The 16,966-nt window shown below is 42.8% G+C and carries 17 protein-coding genes, 1 rRNA gene and 2 other annotated features; of the genes, 16 read left to right on the forward strand and 2 right to left on the reverse strand.

Annotated elements, in window-relative coordinates; translation table 11 throughout:
- Positions 1–164: 164 nt before the first annotated feature.
- Positions 165–501 (forward strand) — a sequence feature (23S ribosomal RNA rRNA prediction is too short).
- Positions 502–510: 9 nt separating this feature from the next.
- Positions 511–1,380, forward strand: a sequence feature (23S ribosomal RNA rRNA prediction is too short).
- Positions 1,381–1,591: 211 nt separating this feature from the next.
- Positions 1,592–1,707 (forward strand): 5S ribosomal RNA (gene rrf, locus CZ434_RS14790).
- A gap of 67 nt (positions 1,708–1,774) precedes the next feature.
- Here rrf and CZ434_RS14795 read toward each other — a convergent pair.
- Positions 1,775–2,557 carry a class I SAM-dependent methyltransferase gene (locus CZ434_RS14795; protein ID WP_077623872.1) on the reverse strand — a complete coding sequence of 261 codons (783 nt, stop codon included), beginning with the start codon at positions 2,555–2,557 and terminating at the stop codon, positions 1,775–1,777.
- Positions 2,558–2,761: 204 nt separating this feature from the next.
- Between CZ434_RS14795 and CZ434_RS14800 the strand changes: the two genes are divergently transcribed.
- From CZ434_RS14800 to rsmI, 11 genes are all read left to right on the forward strand, one after another.
- Entirely contained in the window at positions 2,762–2,944 is a 183-nt protein-coding gene (locus CZ434_RS14800; protein ID WP_077625206.1) for a sigma factor G inhibitor Gin, read from the forward strand.
- Between the two features lie 124 nt (positions 2,945–3,068).
- Positions 3,069–4,496: an aminotransferase class I/II-fold pyridoxal phosphate-dependent enzyme gene (locus CZ434_RS14805; protein ID WP_077623873.1), complete on the forward strand. Its 1,428-nt coding sequence runs from the start codon at positions 3,069–3,071 to the stop codon at positions 4,494–4,496.
- 25 nt (positions 4,497–4,521) lie between these two features.
- Positions 4,522–5,166, forward strand: a complete 645-nt coding sequence (tmk, locus tag CZ434_RS14810) for a dTMP kinase (RefSeq protein ID WP_077623874.1) — start codon at positions 4,522–4,524, stop codon at positions 5,164–5,166.
- Between the two features lie 83 nt (positions 5,167–5,249).
- Complete coding sequence (locus CZ434_RS14815; RefSeq protein ID WP_077623875.1) at positions 5,250–5,579, forward strand: cyclic-di-AMP receptor; 330 nt, start codon at positions 5,250–5,252, stop codon at positions 5,577–5,579.
- 15 nt (positions 5,580–5,594) lie between these two features.
- Positions 5,595–6,035: a YaaR family protein gene (locus tag CZ434_RS14820; protein WP_077623876.1), complete on the forward strand. Its 441-nt coding sequence runs from the start codon at positions 5,595–5,597 to the stop codon at positions 6,033–6,035.
- A 30-nt stretch (positions 6,036–6,065) separates the two neighbouring features.
- A complete protein-coding gene (gene holB, locus CZ434_RS14825; protein WP_077623877.1) occupies positions 6,066–7,052 on the forward strand; it encodes a DNA polymerase III subunit delta' in 987 nt (328 codons plus the stop codon).
- Between the two features lie 6 nt (positions 7,053–7,058).
- Complete coding sequence (locus CZ434_RS14830) at positions 7,059–7,886, forward strand: PSP1 domain-containing protein (RefSeq protein ID WP_077623878.1); 828 nt, start codon at positions 7,059–7,061, stop codon at positions 7,884–7,886.
- Between the two features lie 16 nt (positions 7,887–7,902).
- The gene (gene yabA, locus CZ434_RS14835) at positions 7,903–8,256 is read left to right on the forward strand and encodes a DNA replication initiation control protein YabA (protein WP_077623879.1); all 354 of its coding nucleotides are present in this window, start codon (positions 7,903–7,905) and stop codon (positions 8,254–8,256) included.
- A gap of 534 nt (positions 8,257–8,790) precedes the next feature.
- Positions 8,791–9,537: a tRNA1(Val) (adenine(37)-N6)-methyltransferase gene (locus CZ434_RS14845; RefSeq protein ID WP_077625207.1), complete on the forward strand. Its 747-nt coding sequence runs from the start codon at positions 8,791–8,793 to the stop codon at positions 9,535–9,537.
- Positions 9,521–9,799, forward strand: coding sequence for a GIY-YIG nuclease family protein (locus CZ434_RS14850; protein ID WP_077623881.1), 279 nt, complete (start codon positions 9,521–9,523; stop codon positions 9,797–9,799). Before CZ434_RS14845 ends, CZ434_RS14850 begins: the two co-directional genes overlap by 17 nt.
- Positions 9,796–10,668 carry a 16S rRNA (cytidine(1402)-2'-O)-methyltransferase gene (gene rsmI / locus CZ434_RS14855; RefSeq protein WP_077623882.1) on the forward strand — a complete coding sequence of 291 codons (873 nt, stop codon included), beginning with the start codon at positions 9,796–9,798 and terminating at the stop codon, positions 10,666–10,668. The genes CZ434_RS14850 and rsmI overlap by 4 nt, the downstream gene beginning before the upstream one ends.
- Positions 10,669–10,723: 55 nt before the next feature.
- On the opposite strand, the gene CZ434_RS14860 is transcribed toward rsmI, so the two are convergent.
- Positions 10,724–10,999 carry a transition state genes transcriptional regulator AbrB gene (locus CZ434_RS14860; protein WP_077623883.1) on the reverse strand — a complete coding sequence of 92 codons (276 nt, stop codon included), beginning with the start codon at positions 10,997–10,999 and terminating at the stop codon, positions 10,724–10,726.
- Positions 11,000–11,419: 420 nt separating this feature from the next.
- On the opposite strand from CZ434_RS14860, the gene metG reads away from it, so the two are divergent.
- The 4 genes from metG to CZ434_RS14885 form a co-directional block, all read left to right on the forward strand.
- Positions 11,420–13,369 carry a methionine--tRNA ligase gene (gene metG / locus CZ434_RS14865; protein WP_077623884.1) on the forward strand — a complete coding sequence of 650 codons (1,950 nt, stop codon included), beginning with the start codon at positions 11,420–11,422 and terminating at the stop codon, positions 13,367–13,369.
- A 108-nt stretch (positions 13,370–13,477) separates the two neighbouring features.
- Positions 13,478–14,248, forward strand: a complete 771-nt coding sequence (locus CZ434_RS14870; RefSeq protein WP_077623885.1) for a TatD family hydrolase — start codon at positions 13,478–13,480, stop codon at positions 14,246–14,248.
- 370 nt (positions 14,249–14,618) lie between these two features.
- Positions 14,619–15,896, forward strand: coding sequence for a resuscitation-promoting factor (locus CZ434_RS14875; protein ID WP_077623886.1), 1,278 nt, complete (start codon positions 14,619–14,621; stop codon positions 15,894–15,896).
- An 899-nt stretch (positions 15,897–16,795) separates the two neighbouring features.
- A partial coding sequence (locus CZ434_RS14885; RefSeq protein ID WP_425442097.1) for a ribonuclease M5 occupies positions 16,796–16,966 on the forward strand: 171 nt, incomplete at its 3' end.

The raw sequence follows: 16,966 nt of genomic DNA on the forward strand, positions 1-16,966 counted from the left end.
AGTTGGAATAGGCAAATCCGTCCAACAATCTCAAGCTGTGACGGGGAGGGAACATAAGTACCGAAGCTCCGGATTTCATACTGCCAAGAAAAGCCTCTAGTGAGGAAAGAGGTGCCCGTACCGCAAACCGACACAGGTAGGCGAGGAGAGAATCCTAAGGTGAGCGGGAGAACTCTCGTTAAGGAACTCGGCAAAATGACCCCGTAACTTCGGGAGAAGGGGTGCTTCTTTTGCGAGAAGCCGCAGTGAAAAGGCCCAAGCGACTGTTTAGCAAAAACACAGGTCTCTGCGAAGCCGTAAGGCGAAGTATAGGGGCTGACACCTGCCCGGTGCTGGAAGGTTAAGGGGACGCGTTAGCCGCAAGGCGAAGCGTTGAACCGAAGCCCCAGTAAACGGCGGCCGTAACTATAACGGTCCTAAGGTAGCGAAATTCCTTGTCGGGTAAGTTCCGACCCGCACGAAAGGTGCAACGACTTGGGCACTGTCTCAACGAGAGACCCGGTGAAATTATACTATGCGTGAAGATGCGCATTACCCGCGACAGGACGGAAAGACCCCGTGGAGCTTTACTGTAGCCTGATATTGCATGTTGGTACAGCTTGTACAGGATAGGTGGGAGCCTTAGAAGCCGGAGCGCTAGCTTCGGTGGAGGCGTCGGTGGGATACCACCCTGGCTGTACGGACATTCTAACCCAGGACCGTGATCCGGTCCGGAGACAGTGTCAGGTGGGCAGTTTGACTGGGGCGGTCGCCTCCTAAAGAGTAACGGAGGCGCCCAAAGGTTCCCTCAGAATGGTTGGAAATCATTCGCAGAGTGTAAAGGCAGAAGGGAGCTTGACTGCGAGACCTACAAGTCGAGCAGGGACGAAAGTCGGGCTTAGTGATCCGGCGGTGCCGTATGGAAGGGCCGTCGCTCAACGGATAAAAGCTACCCCGGGGATAACAGGCTTATCTCCCCCAAGAGTCCACATCGACGGGGAGGTTTGGCACCTCGATGTCGGCTCATCGCATCCTGGGGCTGTAGTCGGTCCCAAGGGTTGGGCTGTTCGCCCATTAAAGCGGTACGCGAGCTGGGTTCAGAACGTCGTGAGACAGTTCGGTCCCTATCCGTCGTGGGCGTTGGAAGTTTGAGAGGAGCTGTCCTTAGTACGAGAGGACCGGGATGGACACACCGCTGGTGTACCAGTTGTTCCGCCAGGAGCATAGCTGGGTAGCTACGTGTGGAAGGGATAAGTGCTGAAAGCATCTAAGCATGAAGCCCCCCTCTAGATGAGACTTCCCATCATTTTAAATGAGTAAGATCCCTCAGAGACGATGAGGTTGATAGGTCCGAGGTGGAAGCGTGGTGACACGTGCAGCTGACGGATACTAATCGATCGAGGACTTAACTATAAAAAGAAAGTGAAGGCGACTGTCCAACAGCGTATGGATAGATCAGCCAGCACAAAGGACTCTGCTTTTGGAGTCCTGGTGATGGATGAACTATACACTAGCTGTTAGGAGCCGTAACTGGACTGCACAAACATGAAAACACCTTTAGATGTCTCCACCCTCTTATCTAGTTTTGAAGGTACATCCTTTAAAATTAAGGTCTGGTGGCAATAGCGAAAAGGTCACACCTGTTCCCATGCCGAACACAGCAGTTAAGCTTTCCAGCGCCCATGGTAGTTGGGGCATTGCCCCTGCGAGAGTAGGACGCTGCCAGGCAAAGACGAAGACCCCGAGAAGAAACATCTTCTCGGGGTCTTTTTCAGTTTTCTAAATCTGTTCAACGCTAACCAACCTTATTGGCAAACCAAACAGTCCATCTATCTTTCTCAAGAATAGCGCCATCCTGATTTTTCAATTGGTCCATAATAAAACATGTCAATGTTTTGATTTCTTTGTCATTCAATTCATGTAAAATAGATCGACCTGTTCTTGCAAGCAGGTCTTTCTCCAAACAGCTAAGAGAACTATACTGTTTTCTTATCTCCCAAAACAATGTAGATCGGACGTGCTCGAAACCGGAACCCTGTAAAAGTTCCTTAATATCATCAAGAAGCGGTCTTCTATTCCGTTCAAAGGAAACAAGTGTAGGATAAACTTCAAAAAAGTAACCTCGAATATGGTTTTTATCTCCGGGAAGCAAGCAGTCTTCCAATGTACGATCCTGCACCACTGCCATGCCATTTGGTGTAAGCAAACGATTCATTTCTTTAAATAAAAGGGAAAGGTCTTTCATATGGTGAATGACAGCCCGATTTAAAATCAAATCAAATTGTTCGCTATCTAATCCAGTTGCGAGTGCATCACCGAAAATAAACTCTGTGTTATGTTCGTCTTTACAATAACGACGAGCGGTTTGAAGCATTTCTTTCGAAAAATCAAGACCAACTACTTTTTTGGCTCCCATTTGGGACAAGGCTTTTGTATAAATGCCGCCACCACAACCCAAATCCAGAATTGTCTTGTTTTTAATCATGGCATTATTCAGGAGCATATTTTCCCAGAAAGGATCGACATCACGCCCGGTGTAAGTAAACCGGTTTTCTTTTGAATGAAAATCAACAGACATGAGGCACCTCCAGCAAGGGACGAGTTTTGGTTAATTATATATGTATTGTAAAAAAATTACATCAGACTTTGTAATTAATTAAATCGTTGGTACAGACAATTTTCGTTTTTGTTTTCATAGAATAAGATATAAATATTTTCTAAGATGTATAGTTTCGTTAGATTAGGAGATACTAAGCTAACGGAGGTGGAGAAATTGAAGTCCATGCGTCAAAATGAAAAATGCGGTATTTGTGAACAGAATAAACCACAAGGGATTCATCTATATACACTTTTTATCTGCTGCGATTGCGAGCAAAAGATTGTTCACACAGATCCGGAGGAAGCCCAATATAAACACTATTTGAAAAAGCTTAAACGGATGCATCAATCAACATTGTATTCTTAAATAACGAAAAAACCCCTGCTGTTCCTACCGCAGGGGTTTTTGGTTTGAAGATATAGATGCATTCTTGCTTGTGAGGTGTTATTCTTTTACTAAAAGTTTGTTACTACATAAAGGAAGTTATTACATGACTCTGAATCAACGCGATGCCCCATTGCATCAAGCCTTACAAAAATTCATTCAAAATGAACCAATTTCCTTCCATGTCCCAGGTCACAAAAATGGGCAGCTCTTTTCAGAGTTGGGGAAAGATAAATTTCAAGAATTATTGAAGTTCGATTTAACCGAATTAAACGGATTGGATGATTTACATGCCCCCAGTGGAGTGATAAAGGCGGCACAGCAGCTTGCAGCTGACTGGTTTGGAGCGTCCGAAACCCATTTTTTGGTAGGCGGGAGTACGGCAGGGAATTTGGCGATGATCCTGGCAGCGGGGTCTGTCAGAAAAAAAATGATTGTTCAAAGAAACTGTCATAAATCTATCTTAAATGGTCTGGAATTATGCAATGCAGAGCCTGTTTTTGTAGCACCGGAATTCGACACGCGAGCAAACCGGTACACGGCTCCTTCGTTTGGTTCGATAAAGAACGCTGTAGAAGAGTCGGAGGAGATAGGTGCCATTATTCTGACTTATCCGGATTATTATGGGAAGACTTTTGATATTAAGGAAATTATCGATTATGCCCATGAGCAAAACATACCTGTACTCGTTGATGAAGCACATGGGGTGCATTTCTCCCTGAAAAATGAATTTCCTCCATCTGCACTGGATCTGGGAGCAGATGTAGTTGTTCAGTCGGCTCATAAGATGGCCCCGGCAATGACAATGGCATCCTATTTGCATGTTCGATCCCAGCTGATAAGGGCAGAAGATGTTTTTCATTACCTGCAAATGATCCAGTCGAGCAGTCCATCTTATCCATTGATGGCGAGCCTTGATTTGGCAAGGCACTTTTTGGCTAATATAGATGAAAAAACGATAGACAAGCTCAAAAAAAGCATCACCCAATTCAGGGAAATGTTGTTATTGGGACATAATTGGAAAGTGGTCGAATCAACCACCTATGATGATCCATTAAAAATAACCCTTGAAGTAAATAACGGAATGACAGGGCATCAACTAGCGGAGTTATTTGAAAGCAATGGCATTTATCCAGAACTATCGAGCTATCATCAAGTCCTTTTCGTACACGGATTGGCTCCATTTCAAAAATGGAAACGCCTAAGTATCGCGCTGGAAAAGATAGAAGAGCGATTAAATTCTACTCCCAAGCATGATACAATGGAGATAGCAGATATGTTCCCTGTCAAGGTACAGAATCTGGAGTTAAGTTACTTGGAAATGAAACAAAGGGATAAAGTACGACTTGAATGGAGTCAGGCGGAGAGCCGGATTGCAGCCGAATCGGTCATCCCTTATCCCCCGGGAATACCAATTATTTTCAAAGGAGAAAAGATTACGGGGAAGCATGTAAAAATGGTAGAATATTTATTAAATAGAGGTACCAATTTTCAAAACAAAGAAATTGGAAAAGGAATTATTTGTTTTGTTTGAGGTGGACGTTTAAAGGAGAATCAATGTGCAGGGATACTTTATTACTTTTGAAGGCGGCGAGGGAGCAGGAAAATCTACTGTCCTGGATGCTGTAAAAACGAGGCTTGCCAGCGAGGGCTATGATGTAATAGCCACCAGGGAGCCTGGAGGAATAAAAATAGCCGAAGAAATAAGGAAGGTAATACTGAATCCAGCTAATACCTCCATGGACTCGAGAACAGAGGCCCTTCTGTATGCCGCTGCACGCCGGCAGCATTTGGCGGAAAAGGTAATGCCCTCACTGCAAGAAGGGAAAATAGTCCTGTGCGACCGCTTCATCGACAGCAGTCTTGCTTATCAAGGGCATGCACGGGGTCTTGGTCTTGAGGACGTATTGAAAATCAACGAATTTGCTATACAAGGTTCTATGCCGGATATGACTCTTTTATTCGATATAAAACCTCAATCCGGGCTGAATCGAATTGCTGCGAACAAAGCAAGGGAGCAGAATCGACTGGATTTGGAAAAACTTCAGTTTCATCAGAAAGTGTATGAAGCGTATCAGCTTCTCTTACAACGGTACCCGGAGCGCATTACACGAATCGATGCCGAAGCAGAGCTTCCTGAGGTGATAGAAGCCGCTTATCAGCAAATTGTCTCGTTTCTTGAGACAAACCGTTCCGGGCATTAAGGCACGAAACTTGCAATAAAGGAATAGTCTTCTATAACAATCCTTTTTGGGAAGGAAACTATTTATACAAGGGGCGAATAAAAGTGAAATTAATACTTGCCGTAGTGCAGGATAAGGACAGTAATCGTCTGATAGACGCGTTGGGGGAAGAAAACTTCAAAACAACCAAGCTGTCCACCACAGGCGGATTTCTGAAAGAAGGGAACACTACTTTGATGATAGGTTGCGAGGATGATTATGTAGATGAGGCACTTGATATCATCCGGGACAATTGCAGTCAGCGAGAACAGATGGTGGCACCGATTTCCCCGATGGGCGGTAATGCCGATTCTTATATTCCAAGGCCGATTGAGGTCGAAGTAGGCGGAGCGACGGTATTCGTGCTGCCTGTTGAATCATTTTTTCAATTTTAACAGGAGATTCAAATAATGAAAATTACTCAAGAAATGCGCTCGACACCTGATATTTCAAAACAAAATGTTACTAAGTTACGTTCTAATCCTAACCAATTTAGTTCCATGGTGGAAGAACAAAGCAGGCAGTTAAAAGAACAGGAACTTGATAAGCTCATCAAAAATTTGACGGAGCAGGGTGAAAGACTCGCTAAGGCAAGATCTTTTCAGGATTTGGCAAAATATAAACGGATGGTGAAGGATTTTGTCAAAGAAACCATCCAATACGGAATGGAATTAAATCATTCTCACAGTTGGAGCAGGGGAGGAAACTCCCGGAAATTGACAACGGTTGATATGATTGATGACAAATTGGTGGAACTGACTGAAACTGTCATTGACCAGGAAAAAAAGTCGATCCATGTTCTTGGCATGATTGGAGAAATTAAGGGTTTACTTGTTAATTTATACAGATAGTACTTGAAGCAAGGGATGGAATAAACAAATATGAAAACATGGTCTGAGATGGCTTCGATACAGCCTTTAGCTGTTAAAATGCTGGTGAACAGCCTGAAGAAAGACAGAGTTTCCCATGCTTATCTGTTCCAAGGCAGCCGCGGTACTGGCAAAAAGGCGATCAGTCTGTTAATGGCGAAAGCAATCTTTTGTCAATATAAGAACGATGCAGAGCCATGCCAGAACTGCAAAGACTGTCAAAGGATCGATTCAGGGAATCATCCGGATGTCCACTGGATCATTCCTGATGGACAATCGATTAAAAAAGAACAAATACTGCATTTACAAAAAGAATTCACATACACCGGACTGGAATCCAATGAAAAGGTATATATTATCGAAGATGCCGAAAAAATGACAGCCAATGCATCGAACCGTTTGTTGAAGTTCCTGGAAGAGCCGAGCAGGCAGACGACTGCCATGCTGCTAACTTCTAATAGCCAGTCCATTTTGCAGACGATACGTTCAAGGTGCCAGATAATGGCTCTCAAACCGTTGAATACCGGCCTTTTTCAGGAAAGATTGGAAGCGGAAGGTGTATCGAGTTCTAACGCTAGGTTGATTTCAGCTTTGACGAATAATATTACCGAAGCAATGGAAATAAATAGTGATGAGTGGTTTGCCATGGCTAGAAGGATAGTGGTACAATTAGTAGAAGTGCTCCAAACTAATCCTGATGAATCTATGCTGTTCATTAATAACCAGTGGATGCCCCATTTTAAAGACAGAGAACAATTGCAAAGGGGCTTGGATTTATTAGCGTTGTGGTTTAAAGACATAGTTTACAATTATGTAGGGAACGAAGAAGCAATCATATTTATAAACGAACAAGATAAATTGACAGAGTCGTCTATGCATTGGTCGAAGCAACATGCCACTAAGGCTTTGCGTTACATTTTGGAGGCAAAACGCAAATTGGAACAAAATGTACATCCAGCTTTAGTGATGGAGCAACTTACACTTCACATTCAGAGGTGAACCATAGTGATAGAAGTAATTGGTGTCCGCTTTAAGAAAGCGGGTAAAATATATTATTTCGACCCCGCAGAGTTTTCGATAGCCAAGGACGACTACGTTATTGTAGAAACTGTTCGAGGTGTTGAATTCGGCAAAGTAGTCATTGCCAATAAGCAGGTCGATGAAGAAGATGTAGTCCTTCCATTGAAAAAGGTCATCCGCCTTGCAAGTGACAAGGATAAATTAACCATTGCCGAGAATCAGGAGAATTCCCGTGAGGCCCATCGTATCTGTGAGAAGAAAATCAAGGACCATAAGTTGGACATGAACTTAGTTGACGTCGAATACACATTTGATAGAAACAAGGTGGTTTTCTACTTCACAGCGGATGGAAGAGTGGATTTCAGGGATTTGGTTAAGGATTTGGCTTCTGTCTTCAAAACACGGATAGAACTTCGCCAAATTGGCGTTAGGGATGAGGCCAAACTGCTTGGCGGAATTGGTCCATGCGGACGAATGCTGTGCTGTTCCACGTTTTTAGGAGATTTCGAACCGGTTTCCATAAAAATGGCCAAAGATCAGAACTTATCGCTTAATCCAGCTAAAATTTCCGGTCTTTGCGGAAGATTGATGTGCTGCTTGAAGTATGAAAATGATGATTATGAGTCGGCCAAGAAGATTCTTCCTGATTTAGGGGAAAAGATAAATACAACATACGGACATGGCAAAGTAGTTGGATTGAACATTCTAGAACGACTTGTCCAGATCGAAATTCCTGAGAAAGAACGTGTGATTGAATATACGGTGGATGAACTTATCGACGAAGGAGTTATCACAACGCAAGCCACGGAATAATGGGGTGGAAGGTAGCGTGAATAAAAAAGAAGTATTTGAACAAGTAACAGATATGGAAGAAAAAATCGGACAACTTTACCAACAACTGGGTGATTTGAAAAACTACCTAAGCGAGTTGCTTGAAGAAAACCATCGATTATCCGTGGAAAATCACCATCTTCGTAACCGGCTGGAAGGAACAACGTCCAGCCAAAAGGATGATCAGGATGCAGATGATAATAACGGATCGGATGTGCCGGTAGGTGAAGGATACGATAATCTTGCCCGATTATACGAAGAAGGTTTCCATATTTGCAATGTCCATTTCGGCAGTCCACGCCAGGATGAAGATTGTCTGTTCTGCCTGTTGTTTTTGAATAAAAGCAAATAATGGATTATATAACGTACAACTCCGAAAATCGGACGTTGATACCCCAAATGCAGGGACTGACACCAAAAGGAATGAATATATTCTTTTGCGTCAGTCCTTTTTTTACCCTTTAAGATTGTTTAGACAAAACCTATAAACTACGATATAACTTCAGTGTGACTTTCCCCCATCCTGATTAAGTCGAGTGCTATACAACCGCTACGGCAGAACACTTCGCTTTCCGCGGGCACGGCCTCAGCCAGGGGACTACTTGAATAAGCTTCCCTGCTCCCTTTGGGACTGCGATTACTCACCCCATCGAAGACCTTGGCTGTTCCCCACGGAAAGCAAGCATTTTTCCGCAGCGTCGGGTTCGCACTCAGCTTGAAAAGAACATGTGGAAGTCTCGCCTTAAGTAAAATTTTCACTAGTTCGCAGTTCCTCTCAACTGTAATGCTTAAACCCTAAGGGGCGAGGGGTGGCAGTGCCCCACAATTAAAGAAAATGCATTCTTTAGATAAAACATACTTGGAAGGGAAAATTAACAACATGGATATACAATTATATGACGATGAAAGGCTTGATTATTTGCTTGCAGAAGAGAAGATGCGGATCATTCAAAGTCCTCAAGTATTCGCTTTTTCTTTGGATGCTGTCCTATTGGCTGATTTCACTTACGTACCGATCAAGAGAGGAAAAATATTGGATTTATGCACAGGGAATGGGGTCGTCCCTTTGTTGCTCAGCAGACGCTCCCAAGCACAAATAACCGGAGTGGAAATCCAGGAACGTCTGTACGATATGGCAGTCCGCAATGTAAAAATGAATGGGCTGGAAGAGCAGTTGAAGATGATTCACGGCGATTTGAAAGATATGCCAGCTTATTTCGGCAATAATAAGTTTGACCTTGTGACCTGTAACCCCCCATATTTCAAGACGCCTAAAAAAGAAGAACAAAATGCAAACGAACACTTGACCATAGCCCGTCATGAGATTTACTGCACATTGGAAGATGTTGTCCAGTCTTGCAGCAGGCTTGTCCGTCCAGGTGGAAAAGTAGCGATGGTCCACCGTCCCGGCCGGCTTATGGATTTGCTAACATTGTTCAGGAAGTACAGAATCGAGCCAAAAAGAATGCGACTGGTGTATCCGAAAGCAGGAAAGGAAGCCAATATTCTGCTTTTAGAAGGAATCAGAGATGGAAAACCCGATTTAAAAATTCTTCCGCCTTTATTTGCCTATGATAGAAATGGGAATTACACAGAAGAGCTTGAGGGGATTTTATATGGAAGAGCCACTTAAACATGTTGTTTATATGCTGAGATGTAAAGATGGTTCCTTATACACCGGCTATACCAATAATCTCCAAAAAAGAATAGCAATGCATGAGAGTGGTAAGGGAGCCAAATATACACGTGGCAGAGGTCCGTTCCAGATTGTTTTCCTGGAAAGGTTTGAGACTAAGGAAGAAGCGATGCAGCAGGAATATAGAATAAAGCAGTTGAATCGGTCTAGTAAAGAAAAATTGATTAATTCCTATGCAGAAGGGCATGATGAAAGATGAAAACGCAAAGCAGTTTCCAAGGGAAATATAATGGTGGAACTTTGTATATTGTTCCGACCCCGATAGGCAATCTGGAGGATATAACCTTAAGAGCGCTTAATACATTGAAAAATGTAGAATATATCGCAGCAGAAGATACCAGGAATACGAGAAAATTGATGAACCATTTTGAAATAGACAAGCCAATGATCAGTTACCATGAACACAATAAACATTCGAGGGAGAACCAGCTTGTAGAAATTTTGCAGGATGGGAAAGACATTGCATTAGTCAGTGATGCTGGGATGCCTGCTATCTCAGATCCAGGTTATGAAATGGTGGCTAGTGCTATTGGTGAAGAGTTTCCCGTTGTTGTATTACCGGGAGCAAACGCAGCATTATGTGCCATGGTCGGTTCAGGATTGTCTCCGAAAGAGTTTTATTTTTACGGATTTCTACCAAGAAAGAAAAAAGAGAGGGAACAGGAATTAACAAATCTAAGGTCAATCCGGGCCACATTGTTATTTTATGAATCGCCGCACCGGTTGAAGGAAACATTGAAATCGATGGCAGAACAACTTGGAAACAGGCAGATTGTTCTAGCCAGAGAACTGACCAAACGCTATGAAGAATACATCAGGGGCACAATCCCAGAAGTCATCGAGTGGGCAGAGAATAATACAGTAAAAGGAGAATTCTGCCTTGTTGTAGAGGGGGGAGTTCCTGAAGATTCCAATGAGGATGTTTGGTGGGAGGATTACAGTCTTGTTGAGCACGTAGATTACTACATAGAAGAGAAGAAGTTGACGAGCAAAGAAGCAATCAAAAAGACATCTCAAGACCGGGGACAATCCAAGCGGGAAGTATATCAGGCTTATCACGTTGATTGAAAATCACAAAAAAAAGGCCTCTAGTCATTTAGAGGCCGGGATTTATTAATGTGGGTTATTTTAAACGTGATTGAATTTCTTCTATAAGAGCTTCTGCGCCTTCTCGGCTCAGCACCAATTTTCCATCTGCAAGGGACATGTTTTGTTCGGAAATCTCGCCGGTGATGTGGCAGGTCATATTTGGTTTATATTTCTTTAATATAATCCGGTCATCATCTACATAGATTTCCAAAGCGTCTTTTTCATTAATACCTAATGTGCGACGCAGCTCGATAGGTATAACAACCCGGCCTAATTCGTCCACCTTACGGACTATTCCAGTAGATTTCATGAAAGTTTACTCCCCTCAATTCAAATGTTTCGTCAGATTTCGACATCTATTTAGCAATAGCGTACCAATGTTTCCATCTAGTGTCAATTAGTTTTTCTATAAATTTACTATTTTATTCGATGTTGGCGGTGTTATTTCTTGCTATCTCACTATATCGACAAAATTCGACAAATAATTATGAATGCTTGCCTTGATATTTTCATCGAGGAAGACTATAGTTTTTACTAAATTTACTGTTTTTCTCCCTTGTTGACGTTTTCAAAAGCATTCAATCCTGTATAACGATGGAAAAATTGTTTGAATATAGCTACAATAGACACATACTAATTTTTCGGCCTTTGTCGACAAAATAGAAACGAGTTTAGAAGCCTTCTTATAGAAAAGAAGGGCATAGAAAGATGCAAAGAGGAGGTTCCTGTAATGGCAAATCAAGACAAAACTTTTTACATTACTACGCCAATTTATTACCCGAGCGGTAATTTGCACATTGGCCATGCGTACACAACGGTGGCTGGGGATGCGATGGCCAGATATAAAAGACTGCGTGGATATGATGTCATGTATTTGACTGGGACGGATGAACACGGACAGAAAATTCAGAAGAAAGCAGATGAAAAAGGGGTTACCCCCCAAGCTTATGTCGATGAAATCGTCAGTGGGATAAAAGATTTGTGGAAGCGTCTGGATATTTCGTATGTCGATTTTATCCGCACGACAGAAGAAAGACACAAGCAAACAGTAGAAAAGATTTTCGCCCAACTGTTGGAACAGGGTGATATCTATTTAGATGAATATGAAGGATGGTATTGTACATCGTGCGAGTCTTTCTTTACGGAGAGACAGCTTGATAACGGACATTGTCCGGACTGCGGAGGACCAGTTGAAAAGGTAAAAGAAGAATCCTACTTCTTCAAAATGAGTAAGTATGTTGACAGGCTTTTGGAATATTACGAGCAAAACCCTGACTTCATTCAACCAGCAAGCCGTAAGAATGAAATGATCAACAATTTCATCAAGCCAGGTTTGGAAGACTTAGCTGTATCAAGAACGACCTTCGATTGGGGAGTAAAAGTGCCTGGTGATCCCAAGCATGTTATTTATGTATGGATCGATGCACTTTCCAACTATATTACTGCTCTTGGGTATGGCACAGACCAGGATGAAAGATATCAGAAATACTGGCCTGCAGATGTCCACTTAATGAGTAAAGAAATTGTCCGCTTCCATACAATCTATTGGCCGATCATGTTGATGGCTTTGGATCTTCCGCTTCCAAAACAGGTGTTTGCCCATGGCTGGATCCTAATGAAAGATGGAAAGATGTCGAAATCAAAGGGCAATGTAGTTGACCCTATCCAACTTACCGATCGTTATGGATTAGATGCTTTGCGTTATTACTTACTCCGGGAAGTCCCGTTCGGTTCTGACGGAGTGTTTACTCCGGAAGGTTTTGTCGAAAGAACCAATTATGATTTGGCAAATGATTTAGGTAATTTACTTAATCGAACGGTTGCCATGATTGACAAGTACTTTGGTGGTGAGATACCTGCCTACCGCGAAGCTGAAGATGAATTCGATGTACAGTTGGAAGCTATCGGCAGGGAAACTGTATCAAAAGTCGAAGATGCAATGGAAAAGATGGAGTTCTCGGTTGCTCTTGCTACAATTTGGCAGTACATCAGCCGGACAAATAAATATATTGACGAAACACAGCCGTGGATCCTTGCGAAAGAGGAAGCGAATAAAGACCGGTTAGGGAATGTAATGGCCCATTTGGCAGAGTCGCTTCGCCAAACAGCCGTCTTGCTAAGACCGTTCTTAACACAAGCGCCTTACAGTATCTTCGAACAACTTGGTGTAAGTGAAGAGAGCCTGCAGGATTGGGACAGCCTTGCTAAACCGGGTGCTATTCCAGCAGGAACGAAGGTACAAAAGAAAGATCCGATTTTCCCTCGTTTGGAAGCCGAACAAGAAATCCAGACGATCAAGGACATGATGAAAAAACCGGAGCCGAAACAAGAGGAAGCAAACACTCCTCAACAAGAAGAAGTCACATTCGATGAATTCATGAAATTAGATTTAAGAGTCGCCGAAGTGATACGAGCTGAGAAGATGGAGAATGCCGATAAACTGTTGAAAATTCAAATCGATTTGGGGACGGAGAAAAGACAAATTGTCTCTGGAATAGCCAACTATTATAACCCCGATGAGTTAGTAGGCAAAAAAGTCATCTGTGTGACAAACTTGAAGCCGGTGAAACTTCGGGGCGAGCTTTCTCAAGGAATGATCTTGTCAGGAGAAGATGAATCAGGAAACCTTTCTCTGGCAACTGTTGAAAGTTCACTGCCAAATGGTTCCAAGGTAAAATAAAAACGGCAGTTTCAGAAAAACGCTTATCGTTAGATTGCAGATAAGCGTTTTTCTTATAGTAGAAACTGGGAATCAAACTCAGTAGACATCGACCAAGGAGGAACAAATATGTTATTTGATACACATGTACATTTAAATATTAGTCAGTTTAACGAAGATAGAGAGGAAGTTATCGGAAGAGCGAAACAGGCAGGAGTAGAATATATGGTGGTCGTGGGCTTCGACAGACAGACGATTCCAGATGCCATCAAGCTGGCTGAAGAAAACCCGAACATATATGCAGCTGTCGGCTGGCATCCAGTAGATGCATTTGATATGGAAGAGAGCGATTTAAAGTGGATAGAAGAGCTGGCTTCCCATCCAAAAGTGGTTGCAATAGGCGAAATGGGTCTTGATTATCATTGGGACAAGTCGCCGAAAGAAGTGCAAAAAGAAGTATTCCGAAAGCAAATAGCCCTTGCTAAGAGGGTGAATTTGCCGATAATTATCCATAACAGAGAGGCAACAGAAGATATCATTCAAATACTGCAGGAAGAAAATGCCGCAGAAGTAGGGGGAATCATGCATTGCTTCAATGATTCCGCTGAATATGTACAAGCATGTCTCGACATGAACTTCTATATTTCTCTCGGAGGTCCCGTAACCTTCAAAAATGCGACACTTCCAAAAGAAGTGGCGAAAGTTGTCCCAATGGATCGATTGTTGGTAGAAACCGATTGTCCATTCCTTGCTCCACATCCAAATCGGGGTAAAAGGAACGAACCTGCTTACGTGAAGCTCGTCGCTGAAAAAATTGCAGAGTTAAGGGAAGTTTCTTTCGAGGAAGTCAGTCAGGCAACTACAGAAAACGCCTTACATTTCTTTGGAATTGATCGGTAAGCACGGTATCCCTGCTGATACTTAGCCGTATTTGTATGTAATTGTCGGAAATTTTGGGTTTATTTTCCTATTGACTGAAGACATAATGAGAGGGCCGGATTTAGTCTGGCTCTTTTTTTATTTTGTCAAAAAGAAGGGGGGATTGACTTGAATGACCACCATTTTTGCCTGATATGACAGGTTTTAGCAAGGGTTAATGACAAACAGAGAATGCTGTAACTTAATTTTAACACAATTGAAATATTGCCGGTTTTAGTTCCTTCCACTTCAGTAATGACGGGGAGTAAAGAGCCTTTTGACCCCATTTTGGCAAATTGACATGCAAAATCGTTGTTTATATAATCAACGGGAATAAAGGAGGCAAGCGAGCATGAAGTCAAATTCAAAGCTATTGTCCGCTTTTAGAACAAAGCTGATCATGTATGTTGTTAGCATAGCTGCGGTCTTTGCTCTTGGGGGGATGGTCACCTATCAAGTTACAAAAGCACAAGTAACTGTTTCGCAAGAGGGCAAAGTAACAACTGTGCGGACCCATGCAGACACAGTGGAAGAAGTTCTAAAAGAATTGAACATCCAAGTAGATGAGCATGATGAACTTTCGCATGATCTGAAGGAAGACCTTACATCAGGCATGAACATAAAACATACGAAGGCCGTAGAAATATCTGTTATTACAGATGGCGAAGAAAATACATACTTTACAACAGCAGGCACCGTTGGAGAATTTTTAAAAGAGAATGAAATTGTATTAAACGAGCATGATGAATTTTCCCATGAAAATACAGACTCTATCACAGCAGGGGATGCACTTGAAATCAAAAGAGCCTTTCAAGTGACTCTTGATGACGGAGGCGAAGAGTCGAAAATATGGACAACCGCAGGCGGAACTGTTAAGGAACTGCTTAACGAACAAAACATTAAGCTTGGGGAATTAGACCGGGTTAATGTCGAATCAGATGAAGAGGTGTCCAAAGACAAGGATATTGTTATTACCCGGGTCGAAAAGGTGACAGATGTGATGGAAGAGTCGATTGATTTTTCTGTGGTAAAGAAAGAGGATGACTCCTTGGAGAAGGGAAAAGAGGAAGTTGTCTCCCCTGGTGAAGAAGGGGTGCTCGTTAAACATTACGAGGTCACTATGGAAAACGGCAAAGAAGTAGACCGTAAACTGGTCAAAGAAGAAGTGGAAAAGGAAAGTGAACAACGCATTGTTGCGGTTGGCACAAAAGTCAATAAGCCTGCCCCCGTAAAAACGGTGAGCGTCAGCACATCAAAGGCAGACAGTTCTAACAGTTCTAATAGTTCTGAAAGTCCTAACAGTGGTGCTGATACTGTATCAAGGGGTGATGCTGATTCATCTAAATCTTATTATATGCATGCCACCGCCTATTCAGCCCAGTGCAGCGGCTGTTCGGGAATTACTGCAACAGGCATCAATTTGAAATCAAATCCAAATGCCAAAGTCATTGCAGTTGACCCCAATGTGATCCCTCTAGGTTCCAAGGTTTGGGTGGAAGGCTACGGGACTGCAATAGCTGGTGATACCGGCGGAGCTATACATGGAAATAAAATTGATGTCCATATGCCGTCCAGTTCTGCTGCGAAAAGTTTCGGAAGCAAAAAAGTACAAGTGAAAGTATTGGATTAATTGTTGATTATAAATAGCAGCCTTTGCCAAATTCCTGGCAGAGGCTTTTTTCAATTCGACTACTTCCAGAAGCAGCAATTACCTCCCCCACCGAAAACCCATGCCACTGCAGAAAAACTATAAACTGCGACATAACTTTTTGTGGCTTCCTATCATCCTTTTCGGATTGAGTTGGTAGTCCAGCGCTTCGGAAAAATACTCACTTTCCGTGGGGAACGCTTCAGCCAGGGTACTACTTGAGTAGGCTCCTTTGCTCCCTTGGGACTGCGATTACTCGTCCCACCGAAGACCTTTTGGGACTGCGATTACTCGTCCCACCGAAAACCATGCGTCGAGGAAGCTTACTACGAAGCGATACTAGAAGACGCAGACGCATCACTGTGGGGTCTTCAGACTGTTCCTTTCCCACTGGAGTCTCGTATTTTTCCTCCGCTTTGGATAGAAATTCTAATCAAGTGGGAATTGGTCCTAAATTTGTTTAACATGGGATATTCCCTAACCAAAATTCAGAAAAAATCTAAAAGCGAAGGCAGAACACGCAGACTCCTGCAGGAACAGCGAAAGGTCTTCGATGGGGCGAGTAATCGCAGTCCCACGTGTCCGAAGACCCCGCAAGAAGCTTTCTTTGCTGATGAGGAGGCTGAGGCCGTGCCCGCGGAAAGCGAAGTGTTCTGCCGCAGCGAGTACCAACACTCAATAAACATCAGAATGAGAGAAAACGTCACAAAAAGTAGTTTTCACTATGTCGCAATTTCCCTCAAATGTAAATCTCAAAAAATCCACAAAGTATGAATAAATTTCATTTTCAAAAGGACTACAGCAACTTGTGTATACTTTTCTTTATTCGTGAAAGGTATTAAGATAAAGTGGTTATATAACAAGTAAATGCAGGTGAAGAAATGGATAATTCCAGAATTAAGGAAATCATCGTAGTAGAAGGAAAAGACGATACAGCCAAAATAAAGCAGGCGATTGATGCAGATACTATTGAAACCAATGGATCTGCAGTGAATCAAGAAATTCTCGACCAAATAAAACATGCCCAGCAAAAACGCGGCGTGATTATTTTT

Origin of the sequence: Sediminibacillus massiliensis (assembly GCF_900156915.1) — a bacterium.
GTDB classification, from domain to species: Bacteria; Bacillota; Bacilli; order Bacillales; family Amphibacillaceae; genus Sediminibacillus_A; species Sediminibacillus_A massiliensis.

Excerpts from the sequence above, each read along its gene's own strand:
- CZ434_RS14795 (WP_077623872.1), bottom strand. The coding sequence starts at position 2,557 with ATGTCTGTTGATTTTCATTCAAAAGAAAACCGGTTTACTTACACCGGG.
- CZ434_RS14800 (WP_077625206.1), top strand. The coding sequence starts at position 2,762 with ATGCGTCAAAATGAAAAATGCGGTATTTGTGAACAGAATAAACCACAA.
- CZ434_RS14805 (WP_077623873.1), top strand. The coding sequence starts at position 3,069 with ATGACTCTGAATCAACGCGATGCCCCATTGCATCAAGCCTTACAAAAA.
- CZ434_RS14820 (WP_077623876.1), top strand. The coding sequence starts at position 5,595 with ATGAAAATTACTCAAGAAATGCGCTCGACACCTGATATTTCAAAACAA.
- holB (WP_077623877.1), top strand. The coding sequence starts at position 6,066 with ATGAAAACATGGTCTGAGATGGCTTCGATACAGCCTTTAGCTGTTAAA.
- CZ434_RS14850 (WP_077623881.1), top strand. The coding sequence starts at position 9,521 with ATGGAAGAGCCACTTAAACATGTTGTTTATATGCTGAGATGTAAAGAT.
- rsmI (WP_077623882.1), top strand. The coding sequence starts at position 9,796 with ATGAAAACGCAAAGCAGTTTCCAAGGGAAATATAATGGTGGAACTTTG.
- CZ434_RS14860 (WP_077623883.1), bottom strand. The coding sequence starts at position 10,999 with ATGAAATCTACTGGAATAGTCCGTAAGGTGGACGAATTAGGCCGGGTT.
- metG (WP_077623884.1), top strand. The coding sequence starts at position 11,420 with ATGGCAAATCAAGACAAAACTTTTTACATTACTACGCCAATTTATTAC.
- CZ434_RS14870 (WP_077623885.1), top strand. The coding sequence starts at position 13,478 with ATGTTATTTGATACACATGTACATTTAAATATTAGTCAGTTTAACGAA.
- CZ434_RS14875 (WP_077623886.1), top strand. The coding sequence starts at position 14,619 with ATGAAGTCAAATTCAAAGCTATTGTCCGCTTTTAGAACAAAGCTGATC.